We start from the raw sequence: 17,482 nt of genomic DNA on the forward strand, positions 1-17,482 counted from the left end.
TGCGCCGGCCGCAGCCTCCGTTCTCTCCTGTTACAACAGCGGGATGCTGTAGCTGACGATCAGGCGGTTCTGATCCTGATTGCGGCTCGCCTCGCTGTTGGACTTGCCGTTGCGCCAGCCAAACCCCACCCCCTTGAGTGCACCGGACTGGATCGTGTAATCCAGGCTGAAGTCGCGCTCCCATTCCTTCTGGGTGTTGCCCGTGGTGGTCTTGATGTTGTCGCCACTGAGGTAGATCACCGACGCTTTCAAACCCGGCAGGCCAACCGCGGCAAAGTCATACGCATACTGGCCGAACGCGGTGCGTTCACCGGCGCGGGTGAAGGTCTGGATCAGGCGGTCGGTGTACAGGTAAAGACTGACACCTCCGGCACCCTTGTCCGCCAGGCCACCCTGGTTGAGTTGAGTGAAACCGCTGCCGCTGGACACGCTCTGGTAACCGGCGGTGAACGCATGGGCACCGAGGCTGTAAATCAGCGCGGCGCTCCAGGTGCGGTTGTCGATTTCGCCATCATTGCCGTCGGTATAGCCGCTGATCCGGTAGCCCGCAGTGCCCGAGCCGTTCTTGCCGGACGAATCGGTGCGGAAGTAGCGCAGGTCGGTTTTCAGCGATTGATTGTCCGCAATCGTCAACGTGTGCAGCAGGCCGAAAAACTGTTGGGTGTAGTAGTCGTCCAGGTGGGCGTAGTAGTACTGGGCGGTCAGGTCGCGGGTGATTTTCCAGTCGCCACCGGCAAAGTCGAACGCGTTGCTTTCCCGGGTGCCGCCGGTCGCCGCCAGCCCGGTCTGATCGCTGGAACCGCGGCCGGTGGCGTGTTCGATGCGCCCGCCGGTGAGGGTCAGGTCCTTGAACTCGCTGGAGGTGATCTGCCCGCCCTCGAAGGTCTGGGGCAGCAGGCGGCCGTCGTTGGACACCAGGATCGGCAGTTTCAGCATCAGCGTACCCAGGCGCAGCTCGGTTTTCGACACCCTGACCTTGCCGGTCAGGCCCAGGCGGCTCCACTCATCCACGGCGCTGTCGTCGCTGTCCGACGGGATCATGCTGCTGCCGACATGGCGCCCCTTGCGGCTGTCCAGGGTCACGCCCATCAGCCCCAGCGCATCGACACCCACACCGATGGTGCCGTCGGTGTAGCCCGACTTGAAATCGAGCAGGAAGCCCTGGGCCCATTCTTCGGTTTTCGACGGGGCCGCCGGGCCGTCGCGGTTGTCGTTGTTGAAGTAGAAATTCTTCAGCCCCAGTGTCGCCTTGCTGTCGCGCAAAAAGTCCGCGTGCGCCTGGCCGCCGAGGGTCATGGCGCCCAGGGCCAGGGTGATAACGGTGTACTTGCTGCTCATGTAAAACGCCCCATTTTCTTGTAGTTGGATTCGGGAGGGTGACTCCCGCCGGCCGATGCGCGGGCGGCGGGAGCGAGGTATTCGGCTCAGATCCCCAGCACGTTGGCGCCGATGCACGGGTCAATGCCGCGTTCCAGGCGACGCGGGTGGACGATCACGGTGATCTCCATCGAACCGGTGGTCACCTCGAAATCGAGGATGTGGCCACCGTAGGCTTGAAACGTGGCGTCGCCGGCGACACCGTGCATGTGGATCGACGGCTGATCGTTTTTCCAGGCGAGCGAGCCGGTGATGCTGGCCATCTCGACGTTGTTCAGGAGCTTGGCGTCGAAGTCTTTCTTGTCCTTGTTCCAGAACCCGAACTTGACGTTGCCGAAGCCGATCCCGCTGAGCGAGGCGCTGGGGATCTTTTCGGCGATGGCCAGTTTGGTCAGTTCCTGGAAGGCGTTGTCGCCCATGCGCAGCACCATCAGGTAGCCGGTGGGGGTCTTGGTGTAGCGCGGTGTGGTCGGGGTGGCACATTGCATGGGCGTTGTCGTCGCGGCGGATGTGGTTTCGGCCAGGGCCTGCGGGGTGCCGGTCGTGCCGACCAGCAAGGCGGCGGTCATGGCGAGCAGCAGTTTGCACAAGCGGTGTTGCGGGTGACGTTGAACGTGCATGGGACTTCCTCGGTTTTTGTTGTTGTGGGTGACAGCGGTGGAGCGGTGCAGACCCTGTTTTCAGGGCGAGCAAACCCGGCGCCTGTCACTCGACAGGCGCGCGGATGTGGGTGGAAACGGCTGGTGTGTTACAGCGCCTGGCGGTGACTGACGCCATCAACCAGCCGGGCGATGCCCAGCGGATTGGCGTTCTTCAGGGCGTCCGGCAACAGGCTGTCGGGGCAGTTCTGGAAACACACCGGGCGCAGGAAGCGGTCGATCGCCAGGGTGCCGACCGAGGTGCCGCGGGCATCCGAGGTGGCCGGGTAAGGCCCACCGTGCACCATGGCATCGCAGACTTCCACGCCGGTGGGGTAACCGTTGAACAGCACGCGCCCGACCTTCTGTTCCAGCAGCGACAGGATCGGGTCCAGGCTAGCCAGGTCCGCGTCTTCGGCGATCAGCGTGGCGGTCAACTGGCCGCGCAAGCCGTGCAAGGCCTGCAGCAGTTCGGCGTGGTCGGCGACTTCGACGATCAGGGTGGTCGGGCCGAACACCTCTTCCTGAAGCTGCTCATCGCCGTTGATCAACAGGCTGACATCGGCCTTGAACAACTGCGCCCGGGCCTGATTGCCCTGCTGCGCGCTGCCGGCCAGGTGCGTGATACCGGGATGTGCGTGCAGGTGTTCCAGGCCCTGGCAATAACTGTTCAGGGCGCCGACGTTGAGCATGGTTTGCGCCGGTTGTTGCTCGATCAGCATGCTCAAACGCTGCACAAAGTCACTGAATTGCGGTGAACGGATGCCCAGCACCAGACCGGGGTTGGTGCAGAACTGGCCCGCGCCCAACACCACCGATGTGCTCAGTTCGGCGGCGATCTGCTCGGCGCGAGCGTTCAACGCGGCGGGCATCAGCAGCACCGGGTTGATGCTGCTCATCTCGGCGAACACCGGGATCGGTTGCGCACGGGCTGCGGCCATGTCGCACAGGGCCCGACCGCCGCGCAGCGAACCGGTGAAGCCGACCGCCTGAATCGCCGGATGCTTGACCAGCGCCTCGCCGACGCTGCCGTAGAGCAGGCTGAACACGCCGTCGGGCATTGCGGTTTTCTGCGCCGCGCGGGTAATCGCATCGGCCACGTAATCGGCGGTCGCCATGTGCCCGCTGTGGGCCTTGAATACCACCGGGCAGCCGGCGGCGAGGGCCGAGGCGGTGTCACCGCCGGCGGTGGAGAAGGCCAGCGGGAAGTTGCTGGCGCCGAACACCGCGACCGGACCGAGCCCCGTGCGGTACTGGCGTAGGTCCGGGCGAGGCAAGGGTTGCCGCTGCGGCAGCGCGCGGTCGATGCGTGCACCGTAGAAATCACCCCGACGCAGCATGGTTGCGAACAGGCGCATCTGGCCGCTGGTGCGGGCCCGCTCACCCTGGATACGCCCGGCGGGCAGGGCGGTTTCCTGGCATACCAGCTGAATGAACGATTCGTCGAGGGCGTCCAGTTCGGCAGCGATGGCGTCGAGGAAGCCGGCACGGCGCTCGGCGGAAAAATTCCGGTAAACCGGGTAAGCCACCGCGGCAGCTTCGGCCGCGGCATTCACTTCCTCGTTCGTGGCCTGATGGAAGCGATAGGGCAGGGCTTCGCCAGTGCTGGCATCGTGGCTTTGCAGGGTATGGGTGCCCTTGGCCGAACGGGCGCCGGCGATGTAGTTGTGGCCTGAAACTTCAAACATGTTGGACTCCTGATAAAGACTGCAGGTCGGCTCAAGCGAGCCGGTAGATACGCCGGGCGTTGTCATGGAACAGGGCCAGCCGCTCGCTGCGGGGACGGGACCTGACGAGGTGCTTGAAACCGTCGAACACCTCGCTGAGGCTGTTCACCACGCCATCGACCGGGTAATTGCTGGCGAAGGCGCAGCGGCTGACGTCGAAGATCGAGATCGCGTCGTCGACCACCCTGCGGTTGGCCTCGACGGGCCAGGCCTGGCCAGGGATGCAGATGCCGGAAATCTTCAGTACGACATTCGCCTCCCGCGCCAGCAGCGCCAGGTTGTCGCGCCAGCCGGCCAGGCCAGCTTCGCTGCGGTCGGCCGGCAAGGCGGTGTGATTGACCACGATGGGCACGTCGGGAAAGTCCCGCGCCAGTTCGGCGGCTTCCGGCAGGTGCCACCACGGTGCTTGCAACTCGAAGTGCAGGCCGTGCTGCGCCAGTTGCGCGTAACCCTCGCGCCAGCGCGGATCACGCATCGAACCGGCGGCGACGAAGTCCGCCCGCCAGTGTTCATAGGTGGTCACCGTCGGCTTGTGGCGAATGCCCCGCACCAGCGGGTGAGCGCCGTACAGGCGCAGCAGTTCGCCGATGTCCGCGCGATCGAGCCAGGCCTGTGCGACCATGGCGCCGATGCTGGCTTCCTCTCGCGCCAGTGCCTCGACGAAGGTCAGTTCAGCGGCGGGTGTCGCCGGGTCCCATTCGCCTTCGATGACCACCGTTTGCACCACGCGATGATGGCCGGCCAGGCGCTGGTAGTCCGCGGGCAGGAAATTGCGGCAGATCGACGAGTAATCGCCATAGCGGAAGGGCCGCAACGGACGGTCGTTCAACCAGGGGTAATAATGGTTTTCGACGTCGAAGTAGTGTTGGTGCGCATCGACGATGGGCAGGTCCGCGTCGTCGCCACTGGCGAGAAAACGCGCGCGCCAGTCGATGGCGGCAAGATCATTCATGGTCTGGCTCCAGCCGATAGAAGCGACGGGCGTTGTCGGCGAACACGGCTTCCTGCACGGCGCGCCCCATGGGTGCGAGCATGCTGGCCACGCCGTCGGCAATCGTGTCGTAGGAAGCGCGCAACCCGGCCACCGGAAAATTGCTGGCGAACATGCAGCGCCCGGCCCCGAAAATCTCCAGTGCGGTCAGCACCACCACCCGGTTGTCCTCATAGCGCCAGGGCGAATCCTTGAGCCCGAACTCCGACAACTTGATGTGCACGTTGGGCTGCAAGGCCAGGGCTTCCAGGCCTTTGCGCCAGCGGGCCATGCCCTCGGGGCTGCGGTCCCAGGCGAACCCGGTGTGATTGAGGGCGATGCGGATGCGCGGAAACATCGCCGCCACCTCGGCGGCCTCGACCAGATGCCAGGGCGGCACCCGCAGGTCCCACGACAGGTCATGATCGGCCAGCCGCGAAAACCCTTCGAGCCAGCGCGGGTCCTGCATGGTGCCCGGGGCTCCGGTGACAGAAACGTGGGGTGACGCCGAGGTCACTGGTTTCGAACGGATGCCCTTGACCAGCGGGCGGGCGGCCTGGGCGGCGAGGATGTCGGCGCTGTCCTCGCGGTCGAACCAGGCATGGGCGACGATCGCGTTCGGGAAGCCGAAGCGGGCGTGCACCTGCTCCAGCCATCGGGTCTCGGCGACCTGTTCGTCACGGGCACGCTCGGCTTCGACATGCACCGTGCCGACCAGGCGCTGGCGCTGGCTGAGGGCAAGAAACTGTTCCGGCAGGAAATCCCGGCACAGGTGGCGATAGTCACCGAGGAAAAAGTCCTCGTGGTACTCGTCCTGCAACCAGGGATAGCGGCCGTTGCCCAGGTCCCAGAGGTGGTGATGGGCGTCGATCAGCGGTAGCGCATCCGCGGCGGCCAGGCTGGGCAAGCCGTTGCGTTCTTGGAGCGTGAGCATGGCGGCGGCCCGACTCAGCGCGACGCGGCGAATTGGGACGGGCTGAGCACACCGTCCTCGACTTCGCCCGCCGCCGCAGCGTCGGCCTTGGCCTGGACGCGACTGCGCAGCTTGGCGACGTTCACCACGACCCGGGTGTGTGCGGCGGTGGCGACCAGTTCGACGTCATCGCGCACTTCGACGTTGAAGGTGACGCTGCGACCTTCGATGCGCGTGACGGTGGCGGTAATGCTCACCGACATGCCCAGCAGCGTCGCGCCGACGTGGCGGATATCGACCGCTGCGCCGACGGTGTTCTCGCCTTCGTCGAGGAAGGTCAGCAGGTAGTCGAGGCAGGTCTGTTCGATGTCGTCCACCAGCCGGGGCGTGGCGTAGATGCGCAGGTCCTCGCCGAGAAACGAGATGGTGCGCGGTGTGTCGACGGTCAGTCGGCGTTCGGTGGCGGTACCGGTTTGGAGTGTGGAGAAATTCATGGCAAACCTCGTGGTTGAAGGGTCGAAATCACTTGTTGGGCAGGAAGCCGATGGACACCCACGGCACGGCGATCAGCACCCCGAGGGCCACCACCAGCGCACCGAGATAAGGCCAGACCCGGCGCATGGCGCCGCTGGGGTCGACCTTGGCGATGGCACACGCGGCATAGAAGCCCACGCCGAACGGCGGTGCGAACAGGCCCAGGCCCATGGCGAAGATCGCCACCATCGCGTAGTGCACGTCGTTGATGCCCAGGGCCTTGGCAATCGGAAACAGCAGCGGGCCGAACAGCACGATGGCCGGGATGCCTTCCAGGAAACTGCCGAGCAGGATGAACGCCACCGCCGAAATGATCAGGAAGCCCATGGCGCCACCGGGCACCGTGGCCATGACTTGCGCCAGTTGATGCGAGAAGCCCGATTGGGTCAGTGCCCAGGCCATGGCCGTGGCGCTGCCGATGATGATCAGGATTGCCCCGGACAGCGATGCGGTGCTGACCAGGATCGGGTACAGCCGGCGCCAGTCGAAGCAGCGATAGCACAGCAGGCCGACGATGAAGGTGTAGGCGACGCCGATGGCGGCGACTTCGGTGGCGGTGGCCACGCCTTCGACCACCGCCGTGCGGATCACGAAGGGCAGGGCCAGTGCGGGCAGGGCCAGCAGCAGCGAGTGGCCGATTTCCTTGCCCGAGGCGCGTTTGCCCGTGGACGCCTGGCCCTTGCGGTTCTTCCACCAGATCACCGCCGCCATGGCGATTGCGCCGACCACCGCCGGCATGAAGCCACCGGTGAACAGCGCGGAAATCGACACGCCGGTGACCGAACCGATGGTGATCAGCACCAGGCTCGGCGGGATGGTTTCCGACATGGCGCCGGAGGCATTGAGCATCGCCACCAGTTCGTTTTCATCTTCGCCGCGCTTCTTCATTTCCGGGAACAACGCCGGGGCGATGGCCGCCATGTCCGCCGCTTTCGAGCCGGAAATACCCGAGATCAGGTAGATCGCGCCAATCAGCACATAGGACAGGCCGCCACGCACGTGACCGATCAACGAGCACAGGAAGCGGATCATCGCCCGCGCCATGCCCATGGCCTCGATCAGCGCGCCGAGGAACACGAACAGCGGGATCGCCAGCAGAATCAGGCTGGCCATGCCTTCGTCCATCCGCCCGACCACCAGGCTCAGCGGCGTGCTGGTCATGCTCGACAGGTACGCCACCGTCGCCAGGCCGAACGCGACCATGATCGGCACGCCGATGACGATCATCGCCATCACCCCAATCATGAAAAAGATCACCAGGTTCCAGTTGCCCATCAACAGCATCGTGCTTTCGCCTACCCACAACAGCGCGCCGAGGGACGCGAGCATCGCCACCGACACCGAGAAGTCGATCAACCGCGCCCGGGTCAGCAGGCGGGCGACGCAGGTCATCAGCATCAGGCTCAGGCCGACGGCAATGGCTGATACGCGAAAGGCGTTGGGGATTTCCAGGGCGGCGGTGGTGATGATCCATTCGTCGCTGACGTACTCCCACGCCGGGGTGAACAACAGCCCGATGAACGTGATGACGATTACCGCGCCGAGGGTGTCGACGAATTCACGCTTTTCCACCGAGAGCCGCGCGATGAACGAGGTCAGGCGCATGTGCTCGCCGCGCCGCATCGCCACCACCGAGCCGAGCATCGCCAGCCACAGGAACAGCAGCGATGCCAGTTCGTCACCCCAGACGATCGGCTGGTTGAGCACGTAGCGCGAAAACACGTTGCAGAACAGCAGGGCGACTTCGACCACCACCAGCAACGCCGCGCTGCCCTCGGTCAGCCAGCGCAGGCCGGTGTCGAGTGCGCGGCCCAGGCGAAAGGTGGCCTGGCGGGGGCTGAGTCCTTCAGCAGGGGGAACGTCCGTCATAGGTATCTCGTTTTTCATGACTGTGTCTCCGGCTTAGGACAGTTGACCCGCGTACTGCTCGAGCAGGCCCCAGGCTTCCGCGCCGTACTTTTCCTTCCACTGGGTGTAGAAGCCCTTGGCTTGCAGGTCGGCGCGGAACAATGAGCGGTCGACCTTGTTGAAGGTGATGCCGTGGGCGGTAAGGGACGGCTCCAGGCTGGCGTTGAGGTCGATCACCTGCTGGCGCTGGACCAGGGCGGCGGCGTTGATCTGCCGCGAGACGATTTCCTGCACGTCGGCGGGCAACTTGGGGAAGGTCTTGCCGGATGCGACGATCCAGAACCCGCCCCAGATGTGGTCGGTCATGGAGCAGAATTTCTGCACTTCGTAGAAGCGTGCCGACTCGACCACCACCAGCGGGTTTTCCTGGCCGTCGACCACTTTGGTCTGCAACGCCGAGTAGGTTTCGTTGATGCTGATACCGGTCGGCGAGGCGCCCAGGGCACTGAACATCGACGTCCACAACGGGCTCACCAGGACGCGCAGCTTGAAGCCGGCGAGGTCCTGCGGCGTGTTGATCGGTCGGGTCGAACTGGTGATCTGGCGGAAGCCGTTGTTCCAGACTTTCTCCATCGGGATCAGCCCGACCTTGGCGGTCTTCGCCCGCAGGTGCTCGCCGAGCTTGCCGTCCAGGGCCGACCAGACGCTGTCGTAGTCCTTGAAGGCGAACGGCATGCTTTCGATCGACATCACCGGCACCAGGGTCGACAGAATCGCGCCGGGCAATGGAATGAAGTCGATGGCGCCGGCCCGGACCTGGGACAGCATGTCGGTGTCGCCACCCATGGCGCCGTTGGCGTATACCTGCAGGTCGACCGCGCCGTTGGTTTCCGCCTTGATGGCTTGCGAGGCGGCTTTCATCTGCTGGTTCAGCGGGTGGGTGTCGGGCAGGCTGCTGGTGTAGCGCAGCACGATGGGTTTGGTCGCGGCGAAGACGCCGGAGGGCAGCAGGCTGGCGGCGAACGCGCCGCCCACGGTGGCGCCGGCAGAAACCAGGAAGGATCGGCGGCTGACGGACTCGGTCAAGATACGGCTCATGATGTTCACCTTCTTGTTTTTGTTGTTGTTCTGATGCCTGTAGGAGCGAGCTTGCTCGCGATGCGGTGTGTCAATCAGCATCGGGTCGCCTGACACACCTGATCGCGAGCAAGCTCGCTCCTACAGGGGGGTTACGAAGCGAGTGCCACGACGGCCTGGGTGCGAATCAGTTCGTCGATTTCGTCCTGCGCATAGCCACTTTCCTTGAGCACCTCGCGGGTGTGTTCGCCGAGCAGCGGCGCCGGGCGGCTGGTCGCTGGTGCGGTGTTGTCCATGTCGGAGAAGTGGATCGGCAGCCCCATGCCGCGGACCTTGCCCTCGGTGGGGTGGTCGGTTTCCACCACCATGCCGCGCGCCTGGGTCTGCGGATGCGCCAGTGCCGCCGCGATGTCCAGGACCGGTCCGGCCGGCAGGCCGAGGCTGTCGAACAACACCATCCATTGATCGGTGGTGCGCGCGACCAGCACTTCATTGAGGATTTCCACCAGGGCCAGGCGGTGCTCCATGCGCAAGGCGTTGCTGGCGAAGCGCGGATCGGCCTTGAGTTGCGGCACGGCCAGCGCCTCGACCAGTCGTTCGTAGTTGGCCTGGTTGGCGGCACCGATGTTGATCCAGCCGTCCGCGGTGCGGAACACTTGATACGGCGCACTGGTGGAGTTGGCCGAGCCCATCTTCGGCAGGATGGTGCCGTCGGCGAAATACGCCGCTGCCGGCCAGTACATCTGTTGCAGGCCGGCCTCGAACAGCGAGGTATCGACCATCTGCCCCAGCCCGGTGCGTTGTTTGGCGGCGTAGGCGGCGCAGATGCCGAGGGCGGCGAGGATTCCGGAGTTGATGTCGGCCACGGGCGAACCGGCCTTGACCGGCTCGCGCCCGGCTTCACCGGTCATGCTCATCATGCCGCTCATGCCCTGGGCGATCAGGTCGAAGCCGCCTTTGTCGCCGAACGGACCGCTGCGTCCGTAACCGGAAATCGCGCAGTAAATCAGGCCGGGGTTGAGGGTCTTGAGGGTGTCGTAACCCAGGCCGAATTTTTCCATGGTGCCGGCGCGGTAGTTCTCCGTGACCACGTCAGCCTCCATCAGCAGGCGACGCAGCACGTCACGCCCGCCGTCGGTCTTGAGGTTCAGGCCGATCCCGCGCTTGTTGCGGTTGACCACCATGAACGACGCCGACTCACCGCTGGCCATGATCGGCGAGAAGCGCCGCGAGTCGTCGCCGTCCGGGACTTTCTCGACCTTCACCACGTCCGCGCCCATGTCGGCGAGCATCATGCCGCACACCGGCCCGGACATGATGTGAGCCAGTTCTACCACGCGCATTCCTGTCAGCGGTCCCATGTCATTTGCCCTCGAATTGTGGTTTGGTCTTGGCGATGAACGCGTTCAGGCCAGTCTGGAAATCGTTGCTGTCATAGCAGGCGTAGCTGTCGTCGATCTGCTCGACGGTGGGGGGCACGCCGGCCTCCAGTTGTCGCGCTGCCTGGCGATGCCAGCGGGCAACCAGTGGCGCGCCCTGGCTGATGCGCCGGGCGGTGGCGAGCGTTTCGGCCTGCACCTCGGCATCGGCGACGACGCGGGTCACGAGGTTTTTCACGTAGGCGTCCTGGGCATCGAGGATCCGCCCTTCGAGCAGGATCTCCAGGGTCGTCGAGCGTCCGGCGAGCGCCACCAGCCCGGCCATTTCGTCGTAGGACATGACCAGCCCGAGCTTGCCGACCGGCGCGCCGAAGCGGCTGGACGTGCCACAGATGCGCAGGTCGCACAGGGCGGCGATTTCCAGGCCGCCACCGACACACACGCCGTGGATCATCGCGATCACCGGGTGCGGGCAGTCGGCGACCGCACGCATGGCGGCCGACGTCACTTCGGCGTAGTGGCGGGCCTGGGCCGGGTTGGCGCGTACCGCGGGGAATTCACCGACGTCGGCGCCGGCGGCGAAGGCCTGTTCGCCGGCGCCGCGCAACACGACGCAGCGCACGCTGAGGTCGGCGGACAGTTCGGTCATGACATCACCCAGGTCCTGCCACATGGACAGGGTGAGGGCGTTCATCTTGCCCGGATGGCTTAGGGTGACGATGGCAATGGCTTCTTGCCGTTCGATAAGGACGGTGGGCTTCATGATGGTTCCGCTGACGCCGGCGTGGCCGGCGACGCGGATGCCTCCTGTTTTATTGTTGTTGGGCAGCAGCGGCTTACAGCGATTGTTCAAGCATCGACAGGTAGTCCGCGCCGGACGCTTCGCGTGGGTTGGTCTTGTGGCTGTGATCGTGCAGGGCGCCTTCGACGATGCCGGCGAACAGGCTCGGGTCCACCCCGATCTGGCTCAGGCGGGTCGGCAGGCCCAGGCGTCGGGTCAGGTCCTCGATGGCCAGGCCGATGTCGGCGTCGGCCGCGAGGCCCATGGCGTGGCGCAGGCGTTCGAGCTTGCGTTCGTCACGCACGGTCGGGGCGTCGGCGTTGAAGTCGACCACCGCCGGCAGGAAAATCGCGTTCAAGGTGCCGTGGTGCAGCTTCGGATTGATCCCGCCCAGGGCGTGGGACAGGCTGTGCACGCACCCCAGGCCTTTCTGGAACGCCAGTGCGCCCTGCATCGACGCGCTCATCATGTTCATCCGCGCTTCGCGGTCGCCGGGTTCGGCGGTGGCGCGCTCGATGTGTTCCCAGGCCCGGCGCAAGCCGTCGAGGGCGATGCCGTCGGCGGCGGGGTTGAAGGCCGGGGCCATGAAGGTCTCGATGCAGTGGGCAATCGCGTCCATGCCGGTGGCGGCGGTCAGCATGGCCGGCAGGCCCAGGGTCAGTTCTGGATCGCAGATGGCCACCCGGGGCACGACATAGGGGGAGATCACACCGACCTTGCGCCCGTCGTCGAGAATCAGGATGGCGCCGCGCCCGACTTCGCTGCCGGTGCCCGCGGTGGTCGGGATTGCAATCAACGGGGCGGTGGCGGCGGTGATGCGATCCAGGCCGCCTTCGATGACGGCAAAGCTTTGCAGCGGGCCGTCGTGGGTGGCGCAGACGGCCACGCCCTTGGCCAGGTCGATGGAGGAACCACCGCCGACGGCGATGATGCCGTTGCACTCGCCCTGGTGGTAGTGCGCCACGGCTTCACGCACGGCGTGTTCGTTCGGGTTGGGCGGGGTGGCGTCGAAAATCGTCGGGGCACGGTCGGCGCCCAGGGCGGCGATGACTTTGTCGACGATCCCGGCGTTGCGCACGCCGACGTCGGTGACGATCAGGGGGCGGGTGATGCCGGCACGTTCGGCTTCTGCCGCCAGGTGTTGCAGGCTGTCATAGCCGAACTGGATTTTGGTGATGTAATTGATGAGTGACATGATTCACCACAAGTTATACAGGATTGTTATTGTTGCAACCGGTCATGGGCGGGAGGGCTTACGCTCTCTGGTCAAACCCGTTGCATTGCCTGGTTGTGGGGTGGACTATAGGGCCGTCCTGGCCAGCCTCGATACTGACAACTTTCGATACCTCTATAACTTTTAGTTAACCCTGATGACGCCCTCACTGAACTCGATCATGTCCCGCCTGCACATCAAGCAACTGCGTTTGCTGATTGCCCTTGATGAACACGGCTCCTTGCTCGGCGCGGCCAAACAGGTCGCGCTGACCCAACCTGGCGCCAGCAAGGCGCTGCAGGAAATTGAAACCACCTTCGGTACCTCGTTGTTCACCCGCACTAACCGCGGGCTTGAACCCAACGATGCCGGGCGCTCGGTCATCCGCTACGCGCGCCTGATCCAGACCGACCTGGCGCACCTGCGCGAAGAGATCATCGGCATCATGAGCGGCGAGGGCGGGCGCGTGTCGGTCGGCACCATCATGGGCGCCGTGCCGTTGCTGACCACGGCCATCAGCCGGGTGATCGCCGACCACCCCAAGCTGTCCATCGAGATCGTCGAGGACACCAGCGCCGCGCTGCTCAGCCAGCTCGATGCCGGGCGCCTGGACCTGGCGATCTGCCGCACCACCATCAGCAACACCCCCTACCTGTACGAAAGCGCCACGTTCGTCGAAGAAACCCTGGCGGTGATCGCCAGTACCCAGCACCCGTTCGCCTATGCCCGACAGTTATCGCTCAAGGACCTGGTGGATTACCGTTGGGTCGTCTACCGCGCCAACATGCCGATGCGCCTGCTGCTGGAGCGCGAGTTCCATGAGGCGGACCTGCGTTTTCCGGTGCACCTGCTGGAAACCACCTCGGCCTTCGCCACCCTGTCGCTGTTGCAGGAAAACCCGACTCTGGTCGCGCTGGTCTCGACCGACGTGGCGAAGTTCTGCTCCGGCTACGGCTTCACCACCACGCTGCCGCTGCCCATCACCTCGCGCAGCGAACCCTATGAACTGGTGTCGCGCAAAGGCGTGCCGGACTCACCGGCGGCGCGGCTGCTGCGCGAGGCGCTGCTCAATCCCGCGTGACATCCCTGTCGGTGATAGTGCCCGCCATCGAGGGCGAGCATTCGTGCGATTCAGGCAAAATTGATTTGTGACGGCGGCGGTGTTTGCGCCGCTTCAAGCTCGCGATACTCGACGGGATTTTGCCTGCCCACTCACTGGCCCCGGATGGCCATCGCGAGGTTTGAACCATGACTGTCTCCCGCCGACTGGCGCTCCTGATGACCACGGCTGCGCTGCTCGCCGCCTGTGGCGAATCGTCCAAACTGCCGCCCCAGGCCAGTGTCGGCCCGAGCCCGCAACTGCCCGAACCGACCACCTCGCTGATCCCCACGCTGAAGGTGTCCAAGGCGGTCGGCTGGTCGGACGGCGAGATGCCCAAGGCCCCGGCCGGGTTCAAGGTGACGGCGCTGGCCGAGCACCTGGATCACCCGCGCTGGGTGTACCTGCTGCCCAATGGCGACGTGCTGGTTGCCGAAAGCAATCACCCGCCGATGCCTGAAGGCGCCACCGATGGCGGCAGCGGCCCGCTGGCCTGGGCGCGCCGCACGGCGATGGGGATCGTGATGGGACGGGTCGGTGCCGATGCGCCCAGCGCCAACCGCATTACCCTGCTGCGCGACGCCGACGGTGATGGTCGCGCGGAACTGCGTACGGTATTCATGAGCGGGCTGACGTCGCCGTTCGGCATGGCGCTGGTGGGGGACGAACTGTTCATCGCCAACGCCGATGCGCTGGTCAAGGTGCCCTACCATGAAGGGCAAACCGAAATCAGCGCGACCCCGGTCAAGGTCACCGACCTGCCGGCAGGCATCAACCACCACTGGACCAAGAACGTGCTGGCCAACCCCGAGGGCACCAAGCTCTACGTCACGGTCGGCTCCAACAGCAATGTTGGTGAAAACGGCCTGGAGGCCGAAGAGGGGCGGGCGGCGATCTGGGAAGTTGACGTCAGGAGCGCCGACAAGCGCCTGTTCGCCAGTGGCCTGCGCAACCCCAACGGCATGGCCTGGAAGCCCGGTTCCAAACAGTTGTGGACGGTGGTCAACGAGCGCGACGAAATCGGCAGCGACCTGGTGCCGGACTACCTGACGTCGGTGCAGGATGGTGCGTTCTACGGCTGGCCGTGGAGCTATTACGGCAATCATGTCGACGTGCGCGTGCAACCGCCGCGGCCGGACAAGGTGGCCCAGGCCCTCGCCCCGGATTACGCACTGGGCACCCACGTGGCTCCGCTGGGCCTGGCGTTTTCCGATGCGCGCGGCATGCCGACGGCGTTTGCCAATGGCGCGTTCATCGGCGAACACGGCTCCTGGAACCGCAACCCGCAGGCCGGCTACAAGGTGGTGTTCGTGCCGTTCAGCGACGGCCAGCCTGCGGCGCTGCCGGTGGACTTCCTGACCGGTTTCCTCAATGCCGACGGCGAGGCCCAGGGCCGGCCGGTGGGGGTGATGCTCGATCGCAGCGGAGCATTGCTGGTGGCCGATGACGTCGGCAACACGATCTGGCGCGTGGCGGCGACCTCGGCTCACTGATGGCGTGGCGGCTCAGAGCGGGATCTGGGTCGTCGACAGCACGTTACGCAGGCCCATGAACGAACGAATCTGCCGCACGCCGGGCAAGTACAGCAACTGCTCGGCGTGCAGCCGGTTGAAGCTGTTGCTGTCCTTGGTGCGCAGCAACATGAAGTAGTCGAACTCCCCCGTCACCACATGGCACTCCATGCAACCGGAGACCTTTTGCGCCGCTTCTTCGAAGGCGGCGAAGGATTCCGGGGTCGAGCGGTCCAGCACCACGCCGATCAGCACCACCATCCCCGCATCCAGCGCTTCGCTGTCGAGCAAGGCGACGATGCCCTTGATCAGCCCCGCCTGCTTGAGGCGTTCGACTCGCCGCAGGCAGGCCGGCGCGCTGAGTTTGACCTTGTCCGCCAGGGCCACATTGGAGATCGAAGCGTCGCGTTGCAGCGTCTTGAGAATGGCGCGGTCGATGCGATCCAGCGCGAGCGGCTCCGGCGTTGGCGTGGCGGCTTTGTTGCGATGATTTATTGCGCTCATGGTGATTTCTACACAATAAAAAGAAGGTGGTTTTTTATATTGGCGATTTATGTTTCTTCAATCGCCTGAAACTTGCAACACATAATTTTCGGTTTGTTCTTACCATGGAATTCATCGAAGCCGCCCTGAAACGGCCTGCACATGCAGCCCTGTCTTCGGCCTGGCGCTTGGATATTCCATAACAAAGGAGCACACCCATGAACCTGAATCAATTCAAGCGCTACCCGTTGACCTTCGGTCCTTCGCCCATCACCCCCTTGAAACGTCTCAGCGAACACCTGGGTGGCAAGGTCGAGTTGTATGCCAAGCGCGAGGACTGCAACAGCGGCCTGGCCTTCGGCGGCAACAAGACCCGCAAGCTTGAATACCTGATCCCGGAGGCCATCGAGCAGGGCTGCGACACCCTGGTGTCGATCGGCGGCATCCAGTCGAACCAGACCCGTCAGGTGGCAGCCGTTGCCGCGCACCTGGGCATGAAATGCGTGCTGGTCCAGGAGAACTGGGTGAACTACTCCGACGCCGTGTACGACCGCGTCGGCAATATCGAAATGTCGCGGATCATGGGCGCCGATGTGCGCCTGGACGCGGCCGGTTTCGACATCGGCATTCGCCCCAGCTGGGAGAAGGCCATGAGCGACGTCAAGGAGCGCGGTGGCAAGCCGTTCCCGATTCCCGCCGGTTGTTCCGAACACCCTTACGGCGGCCTCGGCTTCGTCGGTTTCGCCGAGGAAGTGCGCCAGCAGGAGCAGGAGCTGGGCTTCAAGTTCGACTACATCGTGGTGTGCTCGGTGACCGGCAGTACCCAGGCGGGCATGGTGGTGGGGTTCGCCGCTGACGGTCGCTCGAAGAACGTCATCGGCATCGACGCTTCGGCCAAGCCGGCGCAGACCAAGGCGCAGATCCTGCGCATCGCCCGGCACACCGCCGAGCTGGTGGACCTGGGCCGGGAAATCACCGAGGAAGACGTGGTCCTCGACACCCGTTTCGCCCACCCCGAATACGGCCTGCCCAACGAAGGTACCCTGGAAGCGATCCGCCTGTGCGGCCGACTGGAAGGGGTGCTGACCGACCCGGTGTACGAAGGCAAATCCATGCACGGGATGATCGAGATGGTCCGCCGTGGCGAATTCCCCGAAGGCTCGAAAGTGCTGTACGCACATCTGGGCGGGGTGCCGGCGCTGAATGCCTACAGCTTCCTGTTCCGTAACGGCTGACCGACGACAAACCTGCCGGGAACCCTGTGGGGATCTCTGTGGGAGCGAGCCTGCTCGCGATAAATCGTTAACGAAAACGCGCATCGTCTGAGGACCTGCGTTATCCAGACATTTATCGCGAGCAGGCTCGCTCCCACAAAAGGCGGGTTAAGGCGCCAGCAGAACCTTCGAACCGCAGGAGCACTGTCATGCAGGCGAGATCGCAATCCGCAATCTGGATCAAGGAGCCTTCGGCGGACGCCGGGGTGGTCATCGTCACCAGCGCCGCGTTGCCCAAGGCCATGATCGACCAGTTGCACATGGCCATTGATGACTGGGACCAGGTGGCTTACCTGGTCGTCACGCACTCACGGCAATTGATGCTCGACTGGCTGCGGGTGGGCTCCAGTCCCGAGCGCTCGGCGCTGACGCCGGACAGTGATGCCTTTCAGCTGCTGCGCCACGTCGCCAGGGGCAGTTTTTTGCTGGACGTCGAGACCGGCGCCGAACCGGGCCTGACCTGGCTGGGGTCGGTGTGCGGCCATCCGTTGCGCGTGGTCGACCTGGGCACTGTTGCGCTGTCCGGTGAAGGAATGGATCGACAGATCGAAGACGTGCTGGCGGCAACCCGGCACCTGGCGAAAAGCCTGTTGCAGGAACGCTGCACCCTGTAGCCAACCCTGCGTCATCCAATTCGACTAATAAGAAAGGCACAGCC

The 17,482-nt window shown here is 64.7% G+C and carries 16 protein-coding genes; 4 read left to right on the forward strand and 12 right to left on the reverse strand.

Translation table 11 applies throughout. The features are described from left to right. Positions 1-30: 30 nt before the first annotated feature. The 11 genes from ABVN20_RS03910 to ABVN20_RS03960 all read right to left on the reverse strand — a co-directional run bounded on the left by ABVN20_RS03910 (position 31) and on the right by ABVN20_RS03960 (position 12,439). Entirely contained in the window at positions 31-1,338 is a 1,308-nt protein-coding gene (locus ABVN20_RS03910; RefSeq protein WP_368554181.1) for an OprD family porin, read from the reverse strand. Between the two features lie 86 nt (positions 1,339-1,424). Continuing rightward, positions 1,425-1,997: a PPC domain-containing DNA-binding protein gene (locus ABVN20_RS03915; RefSeq protein ID WP_368554182.1), complete on the reverse strand. Its 573-nt coding sequence runs from the start codon at positions 1,995-1,997 to the stop codon at positions 1,425-1,427. A gap of 128 nt (positions 1,998-2,125) precedes the next feature. Then, positions 2,126-3,703 carry an aldehyde dehydrogenase (NADP(+)) gene (locus ABVN20_RS03920; protein WP_368554183.1) on the reverse strand — a complete coding sequence of 526 codons (1,578 nt, stop codon included), beginning with the start codon at positions 3,701-3,703 and terminating at the stop codon, positions 2,126-2,128. Positions 3,704-3,734: 31 nt separating this feature from the next. Then, positions 3,735-4,694, reverse strand: coding sequence for an amidohydrolase (locus tag ABVN20_RS03925; protein ID WP_368554184.1), 960 nt, complete (start codon positions 4,692-4,694; stop codon positions 3,735-3,737). Then, positions 4,687-5,646, reverse strand: coding sequence for an amidohydrolase (locus ABVN20_RS03930; RefSeq protein WP_368554185.1), 960 nt, complete (start codon positions 5,644-5,646; stop codon positions 4,687-4,689). Before ABVN20_RS03930 ends, ABVN20_RS03925 begins: the two co-directional genes overlap by 8 nt. Positions 5,647-5,660: 14 nt before the next feature. Continuing rightward, complete coding sequence (locus tag ABVN20_RS03935) at positions 5,661-6,119, reverse strand: thioesterase family protein (RefSeq protein ID WP_368554186.1); 459 nt, start codon at positions 6,117-6,119, stop codon at positions 5,661-5,663. Between the two features lie 28 nt (positions 6,120-6,147). Continuing rightward, positions 6,148-8,028: a TRAP transporter large permease subunit gene (locus ABVN20_RS03940; RefSeq protein ID WP_368554187.1), complete on the reverse strand. Its 1,881-nt coding sequence runs from the start codon at positions 8,026-8,028 to the stop codon at positions 6,148-6,150. Between the two features lie 33 nt (positions 8,029-8,061). Beyond that, the gene (locus ABVN20_RS03945; RefSeq protein ID WP_368554188.1) at positions 8,062-9,105 is read right to left on the reverse strand and encodes a TRAP transporter substrate-binding protein; all 1,044 of its coding nucleotides are present in this window, start codon (positions 9,103-9,105) and stop codon (positions 8,062-8,064) included. A 131-nt stretch (positions 9,106-9,236) separates the two neighbouring features. Then, on the reverse strand, positions 9,237-10,445 hold the full coding sequence (locus tag ABVN20_RS03950) for a CaiB/BaiF CoA transferase family protein (protein ID WP_368554189.1): 1,209 nt from the start codon (positions 10,443-10,445) through the stop codon (positions 9,237-9,239). Between the two features lies 1 nt (position 10,446). Continuing rightward, the gene (locus ABVN20_RS03955) at positions 10,447-11,226 is read right to left on the reverse strand and encodes an enoyl-CoA hydratase-related protein (RefSeq protein ID WP_368554190.1); all 780 of its coding nucleotides are present in this window, start codon (positions 11,224-11,226) and stop codon (positions 10,447-10,449) included. A 73-nt stretch (positions 11,227-11,299) separates the two neighbouring features. Further along, positions 11,300-12,439, reverse strand: a complete 1,140-nt coding sequence (locus tag ABVN20_RS03960; protein ID WP_368554191.1) for an iron-containing alcohol dehydrogenase — start codon at positions 12,437-12,439, stop codon at positions 11,300-11,302. A 175-nt stretch (positions 12,440-12,614) separates the two neighbouring features. Between ABVN20_RS03960 and ABVN20_RS03965 the strand changes: the two genes are divergently transcribed. After that, positions 12,615-13,538 (forward strand): LysR family transcriptional regulator, encoded by a 924-nt coding sequence (locus ABVN20_RS03965; protein WP_368554192.1) that lies wholly within the window; start codon positions 12,615-12,617, stop codon positions 13,536-13,538. A 167-nt stretch (positions 13,539-13,705) separates the two neighbouring features. Beyond that, complete coding sequence (locus ABVN20_RS03970) at positions 13,706-15,049, forward strand: PQQ-dependent sugar dehydrogenase (protein ID WP_368554193.1); 1,344 nt, start codon at positions 13,706-13,708, stop codon at positions 15,047-15,049. 12 nt (positions 15,050-15,061) lie between these two features. On the opposite strand, the gene ABVN20_RS03975 is transcribed toward ABVN20_RS03970, so the two are convergent. Then, a complete protein-coding gene (locus ABVN20_RS03975; protein WP_368554194.1) occupies positions 15,062-15,571 on the reverse strand; it encodes an Lrp/AsnC family transcriptional regulator in 510 nt (169 codons plus the stop codon). A gap of 197 nt (positions 15,572-15,768) precedes the next feature. On the opposite strand from ABVN20_RS03975, the gene ABVN20_RS03980 reads away from it, so the two are divergent. Both ABVN20_RS03980 and ABVN20_RS03985 read left to right on the forward strand, forming a co-directional pair. After that, positions 15,769-16,785, forward strand: a complete 1,017-nt coding sequence (locus ABVN20_RS03980) for a 1-aminocyclopropane-1-carboxylate deaminase (RefSeq protein ID WP_368554195.1) — start codon at positions 15,769-15,771, stop codon at positions 16,783-16,785. Between the two features lie 188 nt (positions 16,786-16,973). Then, positions 16,974-17,438, forward strand: coding sequence for a transketolase (locus tag ABVN20_RS03985; RefSeq protein WP_368554196.1), 465 nt, complete (start codon positions 16,974-16,976; stop codon positions 17,436-17,438). The last annotated feature ends 44 nt before the right edge of the window (positions 17,439-17,482 follow it).

The organism is Pseudomonas sp. MYb118 (genome assembly GCF_040947875.1).
In the GTDB taxonomy this organism is placed as follows: Bacteria; Pseudomonadota; Gammaproteobacteria; order Pseudomonadales; family Pseudomonadaceae; genus Aquipseudomonas.